15 protein-coding genes, 1 tRNA gene and 1 pseudogene are annotated in these 19,809 nt (G+C 28.9%); 15 read left to right on the top strand and 2 right to left on the bottom strand.

All coding sequences use genetic code 11. The annotated features are described in order from the left end of the window. Window positions 1-910 precede the first annotated feature (910 nt). Genes L8W56_RS07970 through L8W56_RS07960 form a run of 3 tightly spaced genes read left to right on the top strand, consistent with a single transcriptional unit; the run spans window position 911 to window position 6,567 of the window. On the top strand, window positions 911-6,010 hold the full coding sequence (locus L8W56_RS07970; protein WP_263659933.1) for an inverse autotransporter beta domain-containing protein: 5,100 nt from the start codon (window positions 911-913) through the stop codon (window positions 6,008-6,010). After that, a complete protein-coding gene (locus tag L8W56_RS07965; protein WP_263659932.1) occupies window positions 5,928-6,245 on the top strand; it encodes a hypothetical protein in 318 nt (105 codons plus the stop codon). The genes L8W56_RS07970 and L8W56_RS07965 overlap by 83 nt, the downstream gene beginning before the upstream one ends. A 49-nt stretch (window positions 6,246-6,294) precedes the next feature. Next, window positions 6,295-6,567: a hypothetical protein gene (locus L8W56_RS07960; protein WP_220566343.1), complete on the top strand. Its 273-nt coding sequence runs from the start codon at window positions 6,295-6,297 to the stop codon at window positions 6,565-6,567. Window positions 6,568-6,592: 25 nt separating this feature from the next. On the opposite strand, the gene L8W56_RS07955 is transcribed toward L8W56_RS07960, so the two are convergent. Both L8W56_RS07955 and L8W56_RS07950 read right to left on the bottom strand, forming a co-directional pair. After that, a tRNA-Ile gene (locus tag L8W56_RS07955) sits at window positions 6,593-6,669 on the bottom strand. Between the two features lie 52 nt (window positions 6,670-6,721). Next, window positions 6,722-7,831 carry an FtsW/RodA/SpoVE family cell cycle protein gene (locus L8W56_RS07950; RefSeq protein ID WP_263659931.1) on the bottom strand — a complete coding sequence of 370 codons (1,110 nt, stop codon included), beginning with the start codon at window positions 7,829-7,831 and terminating at the stop codon, window positions 6,722-6,724. Window positions 7,832-7,902: 71 nt separating this feature from the next. Here L8W56_RS07950 and L8W56_RS07945 point away from each other — a divergent pair, with 71 nt between their 5' ends. The 12 genes and pseudogenes from L8W56_RS07945 to L8W56_RS07890 all read left to right on the top strand — a co-directional run. Beyond that, window positions 7,903-8,865, top strand: coding sequence for an RluA family pseudouridine synthase (locus L8W56_RS07945; protein ID WP_263659930.1), 963 nt, complete (start codon window positions 7,903-7,905; stop codon window positions 8,863-8,865). Beyond that, window positions 8,819-10,027 (top strand): ferrous iron transporter A, encoded by a 1,209-nt coding sequence (locus tag L8W56_RS07940; RefSeq protein WP_220566341.1) that lies wholly within the window; start codon window positions 8,819-8,821, stop codon window positions 10,025-10,027. The genes L8W56_RS07945 and L8W56_RS07940 overlap by 47 nt, the downstream gene beginning before the upstream one ends. Continuing rightward, window positions 10,027-11,217: a tRNA (guanosine(46)-N7)-methyltransferase TrmB gene (trmB, locus tag L8W56_RS07935; RefSeq protein ID WP_263659929.1), complete on the top strand. Its 1,191-nt coding sequence runs from the start codon at window positions 10,027-10,029 to the stop codon at window positions 11,215-11,217. The genes L8W56_RS07940 and trmB overlap by 1 nt, the downstream gene beginning before the upstream one ends. Before the next feature lie 46 nt (window positions 11,218-11,263). After that, window positions 11,264-11,920: a cell division ATP-binding protein FtsE gene (locus L8W56_RS07930; protein WP_039625813.1), complete on the top strand. Its 657-nt coding sequence runs from the start codon at window positions 11,264-11,266 to the stop codon at window positions 11,918-11,920. Further along, a complete protein-coding gene (locus L8W56_RS07925; protein ID WP_263659928.1) occupies window positions 11,907-12,713 on the top strand; it encodes an ABC transporter permease in 807 nt (268 codons plus the stop codon). The genes L8W56_RS07930 and L8W56_RS07925 overlap by 14 nt, the downstream gene beginning before the upstream one ends. Further along, window positions 12,710-13,885: a murein hydrolase activator EnvC family protein gene (locus L8W56_RS07920; protein WP_263659927.1), complete on the top strand. Its 1,176-nt coding sequence runs from the start codon at window positions 12,710-12,712 to the stop codon at window positions 13,883-13,885. The genes L8W56_RS07925 and L8W56_RS07920 overlap by 4 nt, the downstream gene beginning before the upstream one ends. Before the next feature lie 55 nt (window positions 13,886-13,940). Then, window positions 13,941-14,666, top strand: a complete 726-nt coding sequence (gene pyrH, locus L8W56_RS07915) for a UMP kinase (RefSeq protein ID WP_133319251.1) — start codon at window positions 13,941-13,943, stop codon at window positions 14,664-14,666. A gap of 9 nt (window positions 14,667-14,675) precedes the next feature. Beyond that, a complete protein-coding gene (locus L8W56_RS07910; protein ID WP_133319250.1) occupies window positions 14,676-14,894 on the top strand; it encodes a DNA-directed RNA polymerase subunit omega in 219 nt (72 codons plus the stop codon). Further along, window positions 14,878-17,067 (top strand): RelA/SpoT family protein, encoded by a 2,190-nt coding sequence (locus L8W56_RS07905; protein WP_263659926.1) that lies wholly within the window; start codon window positions 14,878-14,880, stop codon window positions 17,065-17,067. Before L8W56_RS07910 ends, L8W56_RS07905 begins: the two co-directional genes overlap by 17 nt. A gap of 13 nt (window positions 17,068-17,080) precedes the next feature. Then, window positions 17,081-18,283, top strand: coding sequence for a tyrosine--tRNA ligase (tyrS, locus tag L8W56_RS07900; RefSeq protein WP_263659925.1), 1,203 nt, complete (start codon window positions 17,081-17,083; stop codon window positions 18,281-18,283). Further along, window positions 18,283-19,380, top strand: a complete 1,098-nt coding sequence (locus L8W56_RS07895) for a nitronate monooxygenase (protein WP_263659924.1) — start codon at window positions 18,283-18,285, stop codon at window positions 19,378-19,380. Before tyrS ends, L8W56_RS07895 begins: the two co-directional genes overlap by 1 nt. Then, window positions 19,373-19,809 (top strand): annotated as a pseudogene (locus L8W56_RS07890) (N-acetylmuramoyl-L-alanine amidase); the annotation flags it as partial. The gene L8W56_RS07895 and the pseudogene L8W56_RS07890, both read left to right, overlap by 8 nt.

Raw genomic sequence — 19,809 nt, 5'->3', positions numbered from 1 at the left:
ATAGTTAAATCTCATTTTAAAGATTTAATCCCTGATACAACTTTAGCTATTTCTTCAATGGAAAATAATACATAGCAAGATACTTCCATAGATTGTATTTTTTCTTCTTAGATTATCAATAGTTCCTGAAGAAACGCCTAATACTTTAGCAAATTCTTTTTTACTTAAAGACATTTTTTTATATTTCTCAAAAAATTTTTGTTTCTAAATAATTCTTAGTTGTGCTAATCTTGCTTAATTGTGAAATATGTTTGTTTTAATTTATAAAAATAACATATAAAACTATAAATATCTTTATATATCTAACTTTATTTAATCACTTTTTATTTTCTGTTAAATATTATATATATTCTTTTACCTATTATCCAAATTATAAAAACATACAAATTATAATTAAATATATTTTTTTAATAAGTAATTTTAAGATTATAACAACTATTATCAAATTTATACAAAAACTCTATATTGTAGTTATCTAAAGAGTATAATAAGGTATTTATACTCTTTATTTATTACTATATATAAGCTTAGTATTTATACTTTATATACCAAATATGATAAATACACCTTACACTGTTATCTAAAATACTAAATGCTAATACTTTTAAAAATGTTAAATAGTATAATAAAATATAAATATAAAAATTCAAAAAGCTTATTTTTCATTGTTTTTAAAAAGTAAATGATAAGTTTTTTTCATATATATTTAAATAATAATAAATCTATTTGCATTTTTTTAATAAAAAATAAAAGTAATTTTGATTATAATTTATAAATAATTATTATATTTATCAATTTTTTGGCTATTTTTCAATATTTTTATAACTTTTTTATCACTTTTGTATTTTTTGTGTTATCATATTCTCATCACAAATAAAAAATTTTATGCAAAGGATTCGGGGGGGGGGATATGAAAAAAACGCTTTTATTTGTTTTACTCATTCACACTTTTCTTTTTTCTCAAATAATGATTTTAAAAAATCAAGATAAAATCATTATAGATAACAATCAAACTCTTGCACTTAATCATGTAAACCATGATCAAAAGCAAATACTTAAAGAACATAATAACATTGACTCAAGAGTCAAAAAGCTATTAGAAGAAAAACCAAAGAAAGATTCTAATCTTAGTAAAGAAGATGAAGAATTATCTAGTAAGGTTGTTAATGTTATTCAAACTATAGGTAATGTATATAATGCCAAAGATAGTAAAGAAAGAGATGAGCTTATAAGAGATTTAGCAAGCAATTATTTAAGCTTACAAGCTAATACTTTAATCCAAGAATATTTACATACTCTTAATCACTCCATTAATAGTGAGTTTAATTTAAACTATAATGATAGGGGTGGTTTAAGTGGTAATGCTAAAGTTCTTTTACCTATTATGAGTGAAGATAATCCAAAAATATCTTATTTTCTACAAAGCGGTATAGGTGGATATGATAATAATAGAATCATAGGTCATTTTGGTGGTGGTATAAGATATTATCCTAATGCATTAGCATTAGATAATTCAGGAAATATCATGCTAGGATTAAATTTAGTTTATGATCATGATTTTAGTAGAGAGCATAAAAGAATATCTTTGGGCTTTGAAAGTATGTTAGATACACTAGCTTTCCATGCTAATATTTATCAAAGATTAAGTGATTGGATTAATAGTTATGATTTTAAAAATGCAAATAATGATCTAACTTTCTTAGAACGCCCTGCTAATGGCTGGGATATGGGTATTAAATATGCTTTTCCTTCCATGAGTAATGTAGCTGTTTTTGCTAATATGAGTAAATGGTATGGAGAAAAAGTAGCTCCATTTGGCAATGTAAACTGCTATGAAGATTTAGAAAAAAATCCTTTAGTGTATGAAGGAGGTATTACTTACTCACCCTGTCCTGCATTAACTTTTTCGCTAAGCCATAAAAGAAGTAATGAAAGTGATAAACAAGGCACAAATATAGCTATGAATTTTAACATACCTTTAGATAAAGATGCCTTCAAACACGCTTTTGATATAAAATTAGCAGGTATAAATAATACCATTGAAGGCTCTAGAACTCATTTTATAGATAGAGATTATTCTATGGTGCTTGAATATAAAGCTATTAACAATACTTATCATATTTCTTATTGCGGAAATTTGGGAGGTAATACTCATTGTATTATGCTTAAAGATGGCTTTAATCAAGCAGTTAAAAATGTTGCTATGAGTGTAACTCCTGAACAAAAAAGTGTAATCTTAAAAGATGGAAATCATTATATTACTGATAGTAATGGAAAAGTTTTTGTAAAAATAATCCACTCTTATGGAGTACGCCAAACCAATTTAATTGCTAAAGCAGGGAATGCTCAAGAAAGTTTCCCTATTACTATCATAGCTCCAAAAGAAGACTTTAGGATATTTGCTAAACCTTCTAATATACAAAGATATGAAAAATCTCTAATCACATTTACAGGAAATGATTTAGCAGGCGATTTGGCAATTCATTGGAAATTAAATGGTAAAGGAAGTTTAGAAAAAACGCCAAATTCAGATAAAACTGATAAAGATGGAAATTCAAATATCATCTATAAACCTGATGTAAACATGAAAGATAAAGAAAAAGCTGAAATCATTGCTAATGTATTGGGAGTTACTTTAAAAACATTTGTTCAAATAGCAATTTATGGAGATAATGATATTATCTTAGATAAAGCTATTATAGGTAATAAAGAAAAAACTCATGCAAGTTATAAAAACTTAAAAGCTAATTCTACAAAAGTTAAATGGAGTATACAAGGAGATAATGCTTTATTTGTTGATAAAGATAAAACTACTAAGGAGCTTAATTTAATAGCTGATGATAAAGGTGAGAGTAGTGTAGAAATCATAGGACTTAGTGGAAATGAAAAAGTAAAAATCATTGCTAAGAATATGAGTGATGAATTAGTAAAAGAAAGAAGTAAAGATTTAGAGATTAAAAATTATACAGCCACTATGGAGCTTCCTGCTGGAAAAGATCCTGTGACTCATCAAGACTTTGAAAAAGGAATGATTGATTATAAAAGCGACTTTGAAGTAAAACTTAAAGGTTTAATGCCAAAAACAAAAGTTTTATGGAAGGCTAAAGATATACAAAGCAATAAAACTTTAAGAATTAGTAACGATAAAGAAAGTACAGCTGATGATAAAGGTGAGAGTAAGGTAGTATTTGAAGGAGTAAAAGATTTTAATATTAAAAGATTACAAATCATTGCTACTTGTAATCAAAGCGCAGCTAGCACTCAAGAAGTAAGTGGAGAAATCAAACTCCACCAATATACCCCAAGCATTAGTTTTAGTAAAGATAAAATTCATGCTTATGAAAGTGATAATAACAAAGCTTTAAAAGATCCAAAACTTGATCATGTTGAAGTAACTTTAAAAGGTGGTAAACCTAATGAAAAAATAGAATGGAGTTTAAGTGGAGACGCTACTTTAAGCAATCAAGAAGCAACATTTAATGCTAGTGGTGAAGCTAAGGCAGTTATCACTTCTAAAGCTCCATTTAAAGTTAATCCAAATTTAGAAGTTAAAACTATGACTAAAGATCTTAAAAAAGAATTGCCTTATGAGATTAAAGAATATACTCCTAAAGTAGAATATCCAAGCTTTAAAACCCAAGAAAAAACTATAGATTATATAGATGATTTTAATATTAAAATAAGCGGTTTATTACCAAATTCCACTATTGATAAAATCAGTGGAAGTAAAGGAGTAAAAGCTAAAAAAGAAAGCTTTAATGTTAATGATAAAGGTGAAGCTACTTTAGAATTTAGTGGTATTAGTGATTATAGTGTTAAAGATATTGCTATTAAGTTTAATTATATCAAACAAGGTAGTATTAAAAAGGAGCTTAATTTAGATAAAATCAAACTTTATCAATACGCTATTTCCTTTAATGCTGATCCAAGTACTATCATTGCAGAACCTAATAAAAATGCCGAAGTAACTTTAAAAGGTGGTAAGCCTAATGAAAAAATAGAATGGAGTTTAAGTGGGGGTGCTACTTTAACTAAGACTGATAAAGTATTTAATGTTAGCGGTGAAGCTAAGGCAGTTATTACTTCTAAAGCTCCATTTAAAACTAATCCTATAATTAATGTAAATACCTTAGGCCAAAACCTCACTAAAACATTAACTTATATAGATGGAACTATATATACTCCAAAAATAGAATATCCTTCTTATAAAGTCAGTTTTTGGAAAAAATTAGATAAAACTATAGATTATGACTCAGATTATGTATTAAAAATAAGCGGTTTATTACCAAATTCAACCATTGATAATATTAGTGGAAGTAAAGGAGTGAAAGCTAAAAAAGAAAGCTTTAATGTTAATGATAAAGGTGAAGCTACTTTAGAATTTAGTAGTATTAGTGATCCTAGTGTTAAAGAACTTACTATTAAGTTTAGTTATATGAAATCAGTTATTACTAAGGCTGAAATAACTGCAGATAAAATTAATCTTTATCAAAGAGAATTGAATTTAGAACTTGATAAAGAAACACTTTATACTCAAGAAGGAGAAGTAGTACACGCTGTATTAAAAGGTGGAAAAACAGGTTCTAAAGTAGAGTGGAGTTTAAGTGGAGACGCTACTTTAAGTAATCAAGAAGCAACATTTAATGCTAGCGGTGAAGCTAAAGCAACTATTACTTCTAAAACCCCATTTAAAAATAACCCTGTAATTAGTGTAAATACTATTGGACAAAGTGTTAGCACTACTATTGCATATGTAGATAAAGAATATATCCCTAGTATTATTTATCCTAGCTATAATGGTTATAAGCAAACCATAGAATTAAATCAAGATTTTCATCTTGAGGTAAGTAATTTAATCCCGAATACAGAAATTGAAATATATCATGATTTTTTATCAGCGGCTAAACCAAAGCAAGATCATGTTAGAGTAAATTCTAGTGGTAAGGCTACTTTGGAATTTTATGGAGTATCGAATCCATTGTGTAGTAATTTCAATATTCAATTTAAATATATGAAAACAAAAAATAAGTCAGCGGATTTTTTTACAGATGAAATTTATATATATAAACAGCTTACCTTGATTGTAGATAAGAATTCCTTTAATGCTCAAGAAAGAGAAGAGGCACACGCAATATTAAAAGGTGGAAAACCTTATGAAAAAGTAGAATGGAATATAAGTGGAGACGCTACTTTAAATGATCATGATACAACATTTAATTCTAGTGGTGAAGCTAAAGCAACTATTACTTCTAAAACCCCATTTAAAAATAACCCTGTAATTAGTGTAAATGCTATGGGTAAAAATTTAAGTAAAGAATTAAATTATAAGAAGATTCCAATTCAATTAACTCTTGGTAAAACAAGGCTAAATCCATATTTGCTTGAAGCTGTCAGTATATTGGCAAAAGGCACTCCTTATGCAAAAATAAAATGGAGTATTGTCGGCGATGGAGTGCTTCCAAAAGAAGATCTAATTCCAAAATATTTTGATAGTAAAGGTGTTGCGCTAACTAAGTTTAGAACAATTAATCCTGTTGTTCGTCCGGTAACAGTAAGCGTTGAATATGAAGATGGAAGTGAAAAAGCTAGTGAAACAGCTGTATTTGATGGTCCAATTCGTCCAAGAATAAATGTAAATAATATTCCATTTGATACAGGAACAACTATAGAGCTATATGGACTAATTCCAAACTCTAGTGTAGATGTTCAACCAGATCAGTATCTTGGTTATACTAATTTTGTAAATAAAGGCACGCTTCATACTGATGATAAAGGTTCAGTTTATTTAAATTTTAAACCTATTGGAAAAGTTACTGAACACACCGGTAGAATTTTTAGTCTTAAAGTGAAATATAAAGAATGGGATGGAGCTGATTCTGAAGCAATTGTAGGAAGTATTGAGGTGCAAAAACGCATTCATGCAATATATGATACTTGGAAAGATTCCTGCTTCATGCTACACCAGTGCAACTTTAACATTAACCGATGGAATTGCAGGAGAAAAAGTTGATTTTGATGGAACCAAACTCGATGTTGGCCTTGGTCAAACTGTGCCAATTATACAAAGATGGGATAAAGAATTTGATAATTCTGGTGAAGCAAAAGTTGTAATATCAACTACATGGTGCACTAAACCATTGACCGATACTCCTACTTTTACAATGAGATTTAATACTTTAGGTGTAAATGTCACAGAAACACGAGCGGTTACTTTTGGTGGTGGAGATCATGAAAGATTTTATTAGTCGGATATATAGGCACATTTTATAATGTTGTGGAAAAAGAAAGAAATATATGCCACTGTATAATTTTGCACAATTTCTATCTCTGTTAGCCCAGCTTTCAGAGGTAGATATTAAAACTCTTATGGAATATAAAGATTTATTGTTAAAAGCGTTATCACCTTTAAACGAAGTAGAAAGATTTAATGCAAAAGAATGTATACAACTTATTAACACTCTTGAAGAAACTTTTTTAGATAAACTCCAAATAGAAGAAAGCAAAAAGAAAGAAATTTGCAAAAATATTATCAAAATACTAAAAAATCATTGGAAAATGTTTTTTTGAAAATCAAGTTGTAATGCAAAATAAATGGTGGATTTAGCAGGACTCGAACCTGCGACCAACCGGTTATGAGCCGGTTGCTCTAACCAACTGAGCTATAAATCCGCCAGAAGTTAAAATAAAAATGTTATTATATCTTTATTTCCTTAATTTAAATTTAGAATTTTATTTTTACCGCTTTTTCTATTGCTAAATACCTAAAAGTTATTAAATTTTGTAAAATTCCAAAGAAAATCATAAAGGTAGCAAAAGAACTTCCCCCATGACTAAAAAATGGCATAGGTATACCAACAACAGGAGCAAAACCTATGGTCATTGATATATTTACCGCTACATATATGAAAATAAATAAAGCAATGCAATTTGTCACCACTCTTGTAAAATAATCATCTTTGAGCTTATAATTTAAACTCAATAAATGAAAAATGAGTAAGGTGTAAAGTAATATGATTACAACTGCACCGATAAAACCAAATCTTTCAGACAAATATGCAAAGATAAAATCACTCGTAGAAATAGGTAAAAATTTAAAATGTGTTTGTGTAGCTTCATCTGCTTTTTTTCCACTCAAACCACCGCTTCCTATAGCGATGATGGATTGTTTTACATGGTAACTTGGCTCCTCAGCTAAGAAATCATGAATTCTTTGTTTTTGATAAGGCTTTAAAAAATCACTATAAATAATAGGTGAGGCTATGGCTATAGCTAAAAAAATACTAAGCCAAATTTTATAATTTACCCCTATGATAAAAAGCGTTCCAAAGCCTACTATTAAAAGTACCAAAGCTGTTCCTAAATCAGGTTCTCCTGCTATAAGCAAAAACGGAAGCAAAATATAAAAACTTAGCTTTAAAAATTGTTTTAAGCCATAGCCATTAGGCGGTGGAGGATTTTGATAAATCAAATAAGCTAACATTAAAATAAAAGAGGGCTTAAAAATTTCAGAAGGTTGTATGGTAAAATGCGTAAAAGGTATTTCAAGCCATCTTCTAGCTCCAAGTTTTTCAACACCAAAAATATCCACACTTAAAAGTAAAGCTATATTAATCCAATATAACACAGGTATAAGCCACATTAATCTTCTTAAGGGTAAAAAGAAAAAAAACGCAAATCCTGTAAAACCCACTAAAGTATAGATAAATTGTTTTTCAGCTAAGCGCGTATTTGCCTCATAAATTAAAAGAAAAGATATAGCTATGATAGGTAACACTAAAAGAGGTTGTACAAAGTCAAAATGTGTTAAAATTCTTCTATCAAGTTTTATCAAAGCTACCCTTTTTATAAAATATTACATAATTATATGCTAAAATTGCAAATTTTATCACAAGGAAATATAATATGCTAAAAATTTCATCACTTTGTGAAGAAAGATTGGATGTTTTTTTATCAGATATACTTAAGCAAAGTCGTTCGCAAGTTGCTAAACTAATCAAAGAAAACTGCATATATATTAATGAAAAAATAGAAAATAAAAGTTCTAAAAAAATAAAACAAAAAGATGAAATAAGTATTTTTTTACCTTTAGTAAAAGAAGCCAAAGAAAGCTACACGCCTGAGTTTGATATAGAAATTTTATATGAAGATGATGATGTTTTGGTTTTAAACAAAGCTCCTAATGTTGTCGTGCATGGTGCAAGTAGTGTTAAAGAAGCGACTTTGGTGGATTGGCTTTTGCATAAGGGCTATGCTTTATCAAATTTAAATGGAGAACATAGAGCAGGGCTTGTGCATAGACTTGATAAGGGCACAAGTGGAGCTATCATCATAGCTAAAAACAATCAAGCACATCAATTTTTAGCAAATCAGCTTTTGGATAAAAGCATGGGTAGATTTTATCTTGCTTTGAGTGAATTGCCTTTGAAAAATGATAAAATGAGTAATGAAAAAGCTATTATGCGTTGTCCTAGCAATAGGCTTAAAAAAATTACTACAAATACTAAAAATCCTTTAGCAAAAAATGCAAAAACAGATTTTATAAATTTATTAAGTGCTAAAAATTGCTCTTTGATAGCTGCTAAGTTATACACAGGAAGAACTCATCAAATCAGGGTGCATTTAGCAGATTTTAATCGCTATATTTTAGGAGATGAATTATACGGATATAAAGGAAAAATAAAGTATAATAGAGTAATGCTTCATGCGTATTTGATTTATTTTATTCATCCTAGGACTAAAGAGTTGATGTTTGTAAAAGCTCCTATGTTTGATGATTTTTATCAAATTTTAAAAGAAAATTTTACACAAGGAGAGATAGATGAAAAAACTTCATTGGATTATCTTAAGTTCTGCTTTAGCTTTTAGTGCTTGTAGCGTAAGTTCACCGCAAATTGCTCAAGTAAATGATACTTTACCAAAAATATCAAGTATTAAAAGTATAAGTGATATTACAAGTATAGCGTTTGAATGGGAACCTTTGTATGATCAAAATATAGCAGGTTATTATATTTATAGAGCAAATGCAGCTGGTGCACCTATGGAGCTTATAGCAAAAATTAAAAATAAATTTCAAACTCACTATACTGATACAAATTTAGCACCAAATACAAGATATTATTATTCTATGAAAACCTTTAATGAACTTGGACAAGTTTCTCAAGATGGTGTAAGTATAGAAGCTTTTACAAATAGAGTGATTGATCCAGTGCCTTTTGTGCAAGCTATTGTGGGGTTGCCAAATCGTGTGAAAATAGTTTGGAGACCACATCCTGATGTAAGAGTAAATTCATACATCATTGAGCGTGCAAATATGAAAGATATGAAATTTAAAGAATTAGCTAGAATCAAAAATCGCTTAAGTGCTGAATATATAGATGATTCGCTAAAACCTGATGAAAGTTTTCAATATAGAATCATAGCTTTAACTTATGATGGTATTAAAAGCACTCCAAGCAAAATAGTAGAATCAACTACCAAAGCCCTTCCTCCTATGGTAAGTAATTTACAAGCAAGTAAAGACGCACCAAGAAAAATTATTTTAACTTGGGATAAAATTGATTATGCTGATTTTGCTTATTATAAAATTTATTCAAGTTCAACTACTTTTTTACCTTTTAGTGTGGTAGCTAAAACTTCTGAAAATACTTATGAAGATGTGGTTAAAGGTGTGGCTGAAAAAAGATATTATAAAGTTAGTATGGTCGATAAAGATGGCTTGGAAAGTCCTATAGCAAGTGAGCCTGTGGAAGGTATTACCCTAGGAGCACCATTAGCGCCAAGTATTGTTTTGTGTGCTGTTGAAGATGATGGTATTAGGGTAGAGTGGATTGATAATGATGATAGAGCTAAAGAATACATAGTTAAAAGAAGTGGTGGTGGAAGTAATGCTGTGTTTAAAGAGATTAAATCTAAACAATTAAAAGATATTACTGCAGCTCCTGGAAAAGTATATAGTTATGAAGTTATTGCAATTGATGCAAATGGCATAGAATCAAAAGCTTCTGATAAATTTACAGCAGTAAAATAATGCCAAATTTTAAGTGTAAAATTTTAAAAGAAATTCAACTTCCTTTTGAAAAAGATGGAGTTGAATTCTTATGGCTTGCTAAAGGTGAAAATGTTGATTTGCTTTTTACGCGTATAAACCAAGAAAAATTTTTTTTACAAATTAAAAAAGGTGAAAAAAGTCAAGAATGGCTTATAAAGGGTGAAAAACATACTAAGCCTTCGCAAATTGGGTATTTGCAAAAGGCTTTACTTGTATTTAAAGAAAATTTTACTCAAGATGTAGTTTGTGAAGCTGTGGCGCTAAAACACACAAGGTTAATCCAAAAAACACCTTTAATTGCTAATGATTTAAAAGAAATTTTAGAACAAATAAAAAATAAAAAACAAATTTATATTGAAATAGGTTTTGGAAGCGGTAGACATTTGCTTTATCAAGCTAGGCAAAATCCTAATGTACTGATAATTGGTATAGAAATTTACACTCCTGCATTAGAACAAGTAGCTAAACTTGCTTTAAGTGAAAATTTAAACAATGTTTTATTAATAGAAACTGATGCAAGATTATTATTAAGCGTACTTGAATCTAACTTGATAGATAAAATCTTTTTGCATTTTCCTGTTCCTTGGGATAAAAAGCCTCACCGTAGAGTTGTGGGGTTAAATTTTGCAAATGAATGTGCTAGGGTTTTAAAAGAAGATGGACAATTTGAACTTAGAACGGATAGTTTTTTGTATTTTGATTTTACTTTGGAGACTTTTTTAACTTTCTCACATTTAAAAGCTTTAATCAAAAAAAATGAAAATTTAGAAATTTCAAGTAAATATGAAGATCGTTGGAAAAGACAAAATAAAGATATATATGATTTAATCATTAGTGGTTTTAGCAAGAGTAAAAGCTTGAATAAAAATCAAAAATTTGCTATTGAGGATTTAAAATTAAATACAAAAGAATTAGCTTGTATAAAAAAGAATTTTAAAAATGAAGTTTTTAAAGGCGAAGATTTTTTCTTGCATTTTGAAAAAATGTATATTAAAGATGAAGAACTTGTTATTAAAATAGCTTTTGGTGCTTTTTATAAACCTGAACATGTTTATATAGTATTAAACTTACAAAAGATAGAATTTATCTTTGAGCAACCTTTTAAAACTAAAGAAAATTTAAAAGCTATAGAAAAATTAAGAGAAATATTGTATTCTTATATTAAATAATAATGATTTAAATAATTATCAAACAAATGATAAGGAAAAAGCAGTGATGATAGAAGCCAAAAAGCTTTGTCTTGGTTATGATGAGCTTGTTATAGAAAATGCTAGTTTTTCGCTAAAAGATAATGATTTTGTTTTTATCACAGGAAAAAGTGGTAGCGGAAAATCAACTTTATTAAAATCTTTTTATGGGGATTTGGAGCCAATAAGTGGAAATTTAAAGGTTTGCAATAATGATTTAGTGGATATTTCTAATGCTGAACTTTTGCAGCTTAGGCAAAAAATAGGAATTATTTTTCAAGATTATCGTTTGGTTCAAGAATTTAGTGTAGAAAAAAATGTAATGTTACCTTTGATGATTAAAGGTTATAGTAAAAATGTATGTAAAGAACAAGCCGCAAAGCTTTTAAAGCATGTAAATTTAACTTTCAAAGCTGATAAAAAGCCAGCTCAACTTTCAGGTGGAGAGCAGCAACGCGTGGCCATGGCAAGAGCTCTAGCACATAATCCAAAATTACTCTTATGCGATGAGCCAACGGGAAATTTAGATGAGTATTCTTCAGATATTATATGGACTTTGTTAAAATCAGCTAGAGAAATACTTGGAACTTGCGTGGTAGTTGTTACACATAGAATTCCTACTAATTTAAGACTTGATTATCGTCGTTTTAATATAGAAAATGGGAGAATGAATGAAATCTTTTAAAAATCATCTTTCTTTGATATTTGCTTTAATGGTGATGATGTTTGCTTTTGAGTTTTTGATTATCACAAATAAAACTATTGAATATTATGAAAAACTTTTAAATAAAGACTATAATATCATTTTAGTAGGAAAAACTCACTTAGATAAAAAAAGCATAGAAGAGCAGGTTAGTCATTTTCAGTCTTTAGAAATTTTAAATCCAAATGAAATGATAGATAGACTTAAAAATGATATATCAGCTAAAAACATAGAGGTTTTAAAGGCTACATTGCCAAAATTTTATACTTTGAAGCTTAATAAGCTTTTGTCAGAAGATGAGTTAAACATTTTAAAAGATAAACTTTTAAAAAATCCTAACATTACTAGAGTGGAGACTTTTGCAAAAACGCATACAAAAATTTATAAACTTTTAGTTTTAGTGAAATTTTTATTATGGTTTTTCTTGTTTATTATAATATTGCTTAGTTTTGTATTATTGCTTAAACAAATGAAAATTTGGCTTTTCGAGCATACTCAAAGAGTGGAAATCATGTGCTTGCTTGGTGCCCCATTTTGGTTTAGATCTTTTATGCTTTATAAGATAGTTTTTATTGATTGCTTTATAGCATTTTTATTGCTTGTGTTATTTTTTACCCAAGTTTATGATCTTGAATCTATTAAGCTAGCTTTACAAAGTGTAGATATTAGCTTACCTAAAATAAGTATTTTCACGCATTTATTTTTGATTTTTTTAGCAATGCTTTGTGTTTGTTTTGCTTGTGTGAATTTTGTGATGTTTAAGGTTAGAAAATGAAAAAATGCTTTTTGCTTTTTTTATTTTCCTTTTCTGTTTTATTTGCAAATGAAATTGCACAAAAGCAAAAAGATATTAAAGAAAATGAACGCATAGTAAAGCAATTATCTAAAAAATTAGAAGATTTAGCTAGTGAAATTTTAGATAATGAGAAAAATTTAAAAAAAATTGCTTCAGAAATTAGCACCTTAACTTCAAAAACTTCTAAACTTGAAGGATCTGTGAAAACTCAAATAAAAGCATTAGAACAGCTTAATGCACAAAATAAAGATCTTTTGCAAAATAAAAATAAGATCGAAGGAAAAATAATTGATTTAATTGCTAAAGATTTTGCTTATGATTTAGCAATCCCTAAAAATTATATTGAAAGTGAAGATAGTATTATTGCTTTGGAGTTAGTTGGGGTTTTGGATAAAATTTTCAAAGAAGAATTTTATCAAATTTCAAAAGATTATGAAGATGTGAGCAAAAAAATAGAAGAAAAGCAAAGACAAATTACTACAATTAATAATAATTTAAAAGTTTATAAAGATCAAATTGATGAGCTCAAAAACCTTAGAAAAAAACAAGAGCAAGAAATAGCTAAACAAAAAACTGATAAAGAAATTTATACTAGAAAACTTTCTAATTTGCAAGCCCAACAGCAAGAATTAAGAAAAACACTCAATAAATTAAAAATTATCAAAGAAAAAGAAGAAGAAAAATTAGCACAAAAAAAGGATGATCAAAAGCCAAATTCAAACATAAAACAAGTAGGTTCAAGCTATCAAACAAGCAGTGTTAAGCGCTATAGTGGTCCTAAGACAATAGCTCCTTTAGAATCTTATACAGTAAAGCAAAAATTTGGAAATTATATAGATCCTATTTATAATATTAAGATCTATAATGAAAATGTAGTTTTAAAAAGTGATAGTGCTAATGCTGCGGTAAGAAATGTCTTAGATGGAAAAGTAGTTTTTGCAAAAGCAACTCCAACTTTAAAGCAAGTTGTGATTGTTGAAAATAAAGATGGTATACATACTATTTATGCACATTTAGATAAAATTGCTCCTGGGGTTAAAGTAGGTAGAAATATCAAGAAAGGTTATATTATAGGTAGGGTTGAAAGTGATTTAACTTTTGAAGTAACCCAAAAGAATTTTCATATCAATCCTTTGGAAATGATTAAATAAATTAGTTTTTTTTAATGCGAATTTTGATATAGTTTTAAATCAAAGGAGAAATTTGATGAACAATAAAAGAAAAAGAGTATTGGTTAAATTTTCTGGAGAAGCTTTGGCCGGAGAAAATGGATTTGGTATAGAAAATTCTATTTTAAAATATATAGCTTCTGAAATAAAAAGTTTGATTCATGAAAATGTTGAAGTAGGTATTGTAATAGGTGGTGGTAATATCATTAGAGGGGTATCTGCTGCAAGAGATGGACTGATAAAAAGAACAAGTGGCGATCATATGGGTATGCTTGCTACTGTAATTAATTCTATAGCCATGCAAGAAGCATTAGAAAGTGCTGGACTTGATGTGAGGGTTCAAAGTGCTATCCAAATGGAAGCATTTTGTGAAACATATATTATGAGAAGAGCACATAGACATTTAGAAAAAGGACGCATAGTTATTTTTGCTTGTGGTACTGGCAATCCTTATTTTACTACAGATACTGCTGCAACTTTAAGAGCAGTTGAAATTCAAGCAGATATGATCATTAAAGCAACTAAGGTAGATGGAATTTATAATAAAGATCCTAAAAAATTTGATGATGCTATTATGCTTAATGAGTTAAGTTATGAAAGAGCTTTACATGATAATATAAAAGTTATGGATGATACGGCAATAGCCCTAGCTAAAGATAATGCTTTACCTATTGTGGTATGTAATATGTTTAAAGAAGGAAATTTATTAAAAATTATCCAAGGCGATATGAGCTTATGCTCTATTGTTAAAAATCAAGATTAAAGGTAAAAAATGAGAGTAGAACAAATAGCTGCAAAGGCATTAAAAAAATTAAAAGATGATAGATACAAATTAGCTCTTGTGGTGGCTAAAAGAGCTGAAGAGCTTGCAAATGGTGCAGAACCTTTAGTAAATTTAGATAAAAATAAATATAAATATACTGATATTGCTTTATATGAAATAGCAGAAGATAAAATCGTATTAGAGGGATTTATTGAAGCTGGTAAATGATGAGTTATTGCTAGATAAACTTGTTGATGATGTAAAAAATTGCAAGGATTTACAAAGAGCAAAAAAAATTCTTTTTATGGTTTTTCCACAATCTGCTGTTTTGGAAAAAGCAGTGGAGTTTTGTATCCAAAAACACGAAGGGCAATTTAGAAAGAGTGGAGAACCTTATGCGGTTCATCCTATATTGGTAGCTTCTTTTGTAGCTTTTTTAAGTCCTATACAATCTATGATTATAGCCGCATTGTTACATGATGTATTAGAAGATACAAATTGTAATGAAGAAGAGTTAAATGCAAATTTTGGCGAAGAAGTAACAAAATTAGTTCAAGGTTTAACTAAAATAGTTAGTATTAGAGAAGATCATCTTACTCATTCCAATTCTAATGAGAAACTTGCAAAATCTGCTCTGACTTTTAGAAATATGCTTTTAGCGGGTGTTGAAGATGTGAGTGTGCTTGTAATAAAGCTTTGTGATAGATTGCACAATATGCTTACCTTAAATTATTTACGAGAAGATAAACAAAAAAGAATTAGCGAAGAAACCTTGGTGGTATATGCACCTATAGCTCATAGACTTGGAATTTCAAGTATAAAGAATTTACTTGAGGATTTAAGTTTTAAATTTTTGCTTCCTGATGAATATGCACAAATTGATAATTATATAAATGCAAAAGATCAACAAATTCAACTTGGATTTAATGAATTTATTTCAAAAATAGAAATGTTATTTTTGGAAAATGGGTTTAGACAAGGTAGTTTTGTTATACATAAAAGAATTAAACATAATTATTCTATTTATTTAAAGATGCAAAGAAAAGGTGTGGGGCTTGATGAAGTTTTAGACCTTTTAGGTGTAAGAATTTTGGTTGAAAAAGTTTATGATTGTTATTTGGCTTTAGGAATTTTACATACGCATTTTAATCCTTTGATTTCAAGATTTAAAGACTATATAGCCTTGCCAAAACAAAATGGCTATCAAACCTTACATACAACACTTTTTGATGCAAAAAATATCATAGAGGCTCAAATTCGCACCTTTGATATGCATAAAACTGCTGAATTTGGCGTTGCAGCACATTGGAAATATAAAGAAGGAAATATTGCAACACCAAATTTAGATTGGCTTGAAGATATTTCTATGCATGGTAAAGAAGAAGGAAATAATATACAAGATTGTGATGCTATTGAGCTTTATGAATATGCAAAGGATAGTTTATATATTGAGGATATAGCAGTATATTCTCCTAAAGGTGAAATTTTTACCTTACCGCGTGGAGCTACGGCTTTGGATTTTGCATATGAGGTTCATACTAAAGTAGGACTTCATGCAAAAACCGCCTTTGTAAATCGTATGAGAGTCCCGCTTTTAACTGTGCTTAAAAATGGAGATATAGTTAGTATTGAAACTTCGGAGGAAGAATTTTTTAGATGCTCTTGGATAGATAGTGTTAAAACAGGAAAAGCTAGGGCTAGCATAAGAGATTTTTGTAAGCAAAAGAAAAAAGAATTAAACAATAAAATCGCCATTAATCTTTTATCTACGGCATTTAATAAAGATTCTAAACTTATAGAAGAATGGCTTGAAAAAGAAAAATTTAATAAAAAGCTCAGACAAATTGCTTTAGATTTTAATTATTTTAAAGAGGTAATTATAGCTCTTAGAAAATATGTAGGACAAAATCAAGCAGCTAAATTTGAACAAAATGAACAAAAATTTGAAAGCATAGTGATTGGTTCTAATTATAAAATAACTACGATTAATTTTGATTATTGTTGTAGACCTAAAAGAGGAGATGAAATCATTGCTTTTAGACATTCAACTAGTGCTACAATACACCATAAACTTTGCGAACAAGCAATGAAGATGATAGAAGATAACAAAGAAATGGTTTTTGTTTCTTGGAATGATAGCTCGATAAAAAGTTACAAAATCATTGTTTCTATAGAAAATAAAAAAGGCTCTTTAGCGGATTTTCTAACTACTTTGGCTAAAATGCAGATTAATGTTTTAAGTATTAATTCAGCCGATTCAGAGCCTGTGGTGGCAAATTATTTTGAAGTGCAAGTTGAATTACCTAATAATATAGATGTTGAAAATGCAAAAGAAAGATTAAAAGCTAGGTATAAGATTTTAGATTTTACATCTTTAAATGATGCATATAATAATCACTAAAAAAGGTTTTATAATGAATATTGAAGAAATTATTAAAGATATTAAAAGAGGAATAGCAGAAATTATTGATGAGGAAAGATTGATTTCTTTGGTAAAAAATTATTATGAAAAAGGCGAAAACTTTTTTGTAAAAGCTGGTTTTGATCCTACGGCCGCTGATTTGCATTTAGGTCATACTGTAGTTTTAAGCAAGATGGCTTTACTTCAAAAGCATGGAGCTATAGTGCAATTTTTAATAGGTGATTTTACTGCTCAAATAGGCGATCCAACAGGAAAAAGTGTCACAAGAAAAAAACTTGATAAAGAAGAAGTGCTTAAAAATGCTAAAACTTATGAAGAGCAAGTTTTTAAGATTTTAGATCCAAGCAAAACTCAAATTCATTTTAATTCTAAATGGCTAAATGAGCTTGGTGCTGCTGGTATAGTAGAACTTACTTCGACTTTTAGTGTTGCTAGAATGCTTGAAAGAGATGATTTTACTAAGCGTTTTAAAGAGCAAAGTCCTATATCAATTTGTGAGTTTTTATATCCACTTTTACAAGGTTATGATAGCGTTGCGTTAAAAAGTGATATAGAAATGGGTGGAACGGATCAAAAATTTAATCTTTTAATGGGTAGACAGCTTCAAAGAGTATATAATTGTCAAAAAGAACAAGCGGTGATGATGATGCCATTGCTTGAAGGTCTTGATGGTGTAAATAAAATGAGTAAAAGCTTAGGAAATTATATCGGTGTAACAGAAAATGCTAAAGATATGTATGCTAAGGTTTTGAGTATAAGTGATGAGTTGATGTTTAGATATTATGAGCTTTTAAGCGAAAAAAGCTTAAATGAAATTTCACAAATGAAAGATGATATTAAAAATGGTTCATTACATCCTAAAAAAGCTAAGGAAAATTTAGCTTTAGAGATAACAGCTCGTTTTCACTCAAATGAATGTGCTTTAAAAGCTAAGGAGGAATTTGACAAAGTTCATAGTGCAAAAGAGCTTCCTAGTGATATGCCAAGTTTTACTTTAGAAGGTAGTATTTGGCTTGCAAAAGCTATAGTGGAATGTAAAATGGAAAGCTCTACTTCAGCTGCTAGAAGATTGATTAGTTCTAATGCAGTAAGTATTAATGGAGAAAAAGTTCAAAATGAACAATACCAACTAGAAAGTGGAGAATATATTATACAAGTTGGAAAAAGAAAATTTGCAAAATTAAAGGTAATATAATGAGTTTTAAAGCTTTAAAAATTGGAAAGCATGAGATAAAATATCCTATTTTTCAAGGTGGAATGGGGCTTGGTATAAGTTGGGATAAGCTTGCTTCTGCAGTTTCTTTAAATGGTGGTTTAGGGATTATTTCTTCAGTAGGAACTGGGTATTATGAAAATAGAACACATATAGATAAAGAACTTAATGCAAAACCTTATGGTAGTGATAATTTTTACTCAAAAGCAGGCTTAAAAGCTTTGATAGATAATGCTAGAAAGGTTTGCAAAGACGCACCTTTGGGCTGTAATATTTTATATGCAAGTAATAATTATGCGCAAATTGCTCGTAATGCTTGTGAGGTTGGTTTTAATGTGATAGTTTCAGGAGCAGGACTTCCTACAAATTTACCTGAATTTACACAAGATTATCCTGATGTTGCTTTGGTACCTATTGTATCATCAGCTAAGGCTTTAAAAATTATTTGTAAAAGATGGCAAAGTAGATACAATCGCTTACCTGATGCAGTTATAGTTGAAGGACCAAAAAGCGGCGGACATCAGGGTTTTACTTATGAGCAATGTTTAATGGATGAATATCAATTAGAAAATGTGGTGCCACAAGTTGCGCAAGAAATTAAAAATTGGGGCGACATACCACTGATTGCTGCAGGTGGAATTTGGGATAAGCAAGATATAGAAAAGATGATGTCTTTAGGAGCAAGTGGCGTTCAAATGGGAACTCGTTTTATAGGAACTTTTGAGTGTGATGCGAGTGATGATTTTAAACAAGTATTACTTGATTGTAAAAAAGAAGATATTGAGCTTTTAAAATCCCCGGTTGGTTATCCTGCAAGAGGAGTAAGAACTAATCTTTTAAATTTAGTAGATAAAAGAATGGGGCCAAAAATTTCTTGTGTGAGCAACTGCGTTGCACCATGTGGTAGAGGCAAGGAAGCTACTAAAGTAGGTTATTGTATAGCGGATAGATTATACGATGCTTGGAGTGGCAAAAAAGAAACAGGTTTATTTTTTACAGGAGCTAATGGGTATAGATTGGATAAACTTATTAGCGTAGAAGAACTAATGAAAAAATTAGTTTATGGTGAAGATGCTTAGAATATTTTTTATTTTTTTATTATTTTATATTGGTGTTTTTGCTAATGTAGAGGTTAAAAAATTTGATCAAAACTTTTTAACCTCTAATGCAGAAGAAAAATTACAATTACATCAACAACTAAAATCTTTATATATACAAAGCGTAATTAATGATAATAATGAAGAAAAAAATGAGATTTTAAAAAGATTAATCATTAGTTCAAATTTTTTAGGTTTTGATGATAAGGCTTATGTGCAAGAGCTTAAAGAAAGCGGAGTAAGTGAAGAAGAAATTTCGCGTTTAAAGAATGCTTTAAAAGTTATACAAGATCAAAAAATAAAAAAAGAGCTAGTAAAAAACGAAACTAATACTACGGCTTTTACTAATAAAAAAGAAGATAAAAAAGAAGATAAAAAAGAAGATAAAAAAGAAGATAAAAAAGAAGATAA

Source organism: Campylobacter sp. IFREMER_LSEM_CL1085, from assembly GCF_025772235.1.
Lineage (GTDB): Bacteria > Campylobacterota > Campylobacteria > Campylobacterales > Campylobacteraceae > Campylobacter_D > Campylobacter_D lari_D.
The sequence above is the reverse complement of the archived record's forward strand: the minus strand, read 5'-3'. Positions and strand labels throughout refer to the sequence as shown.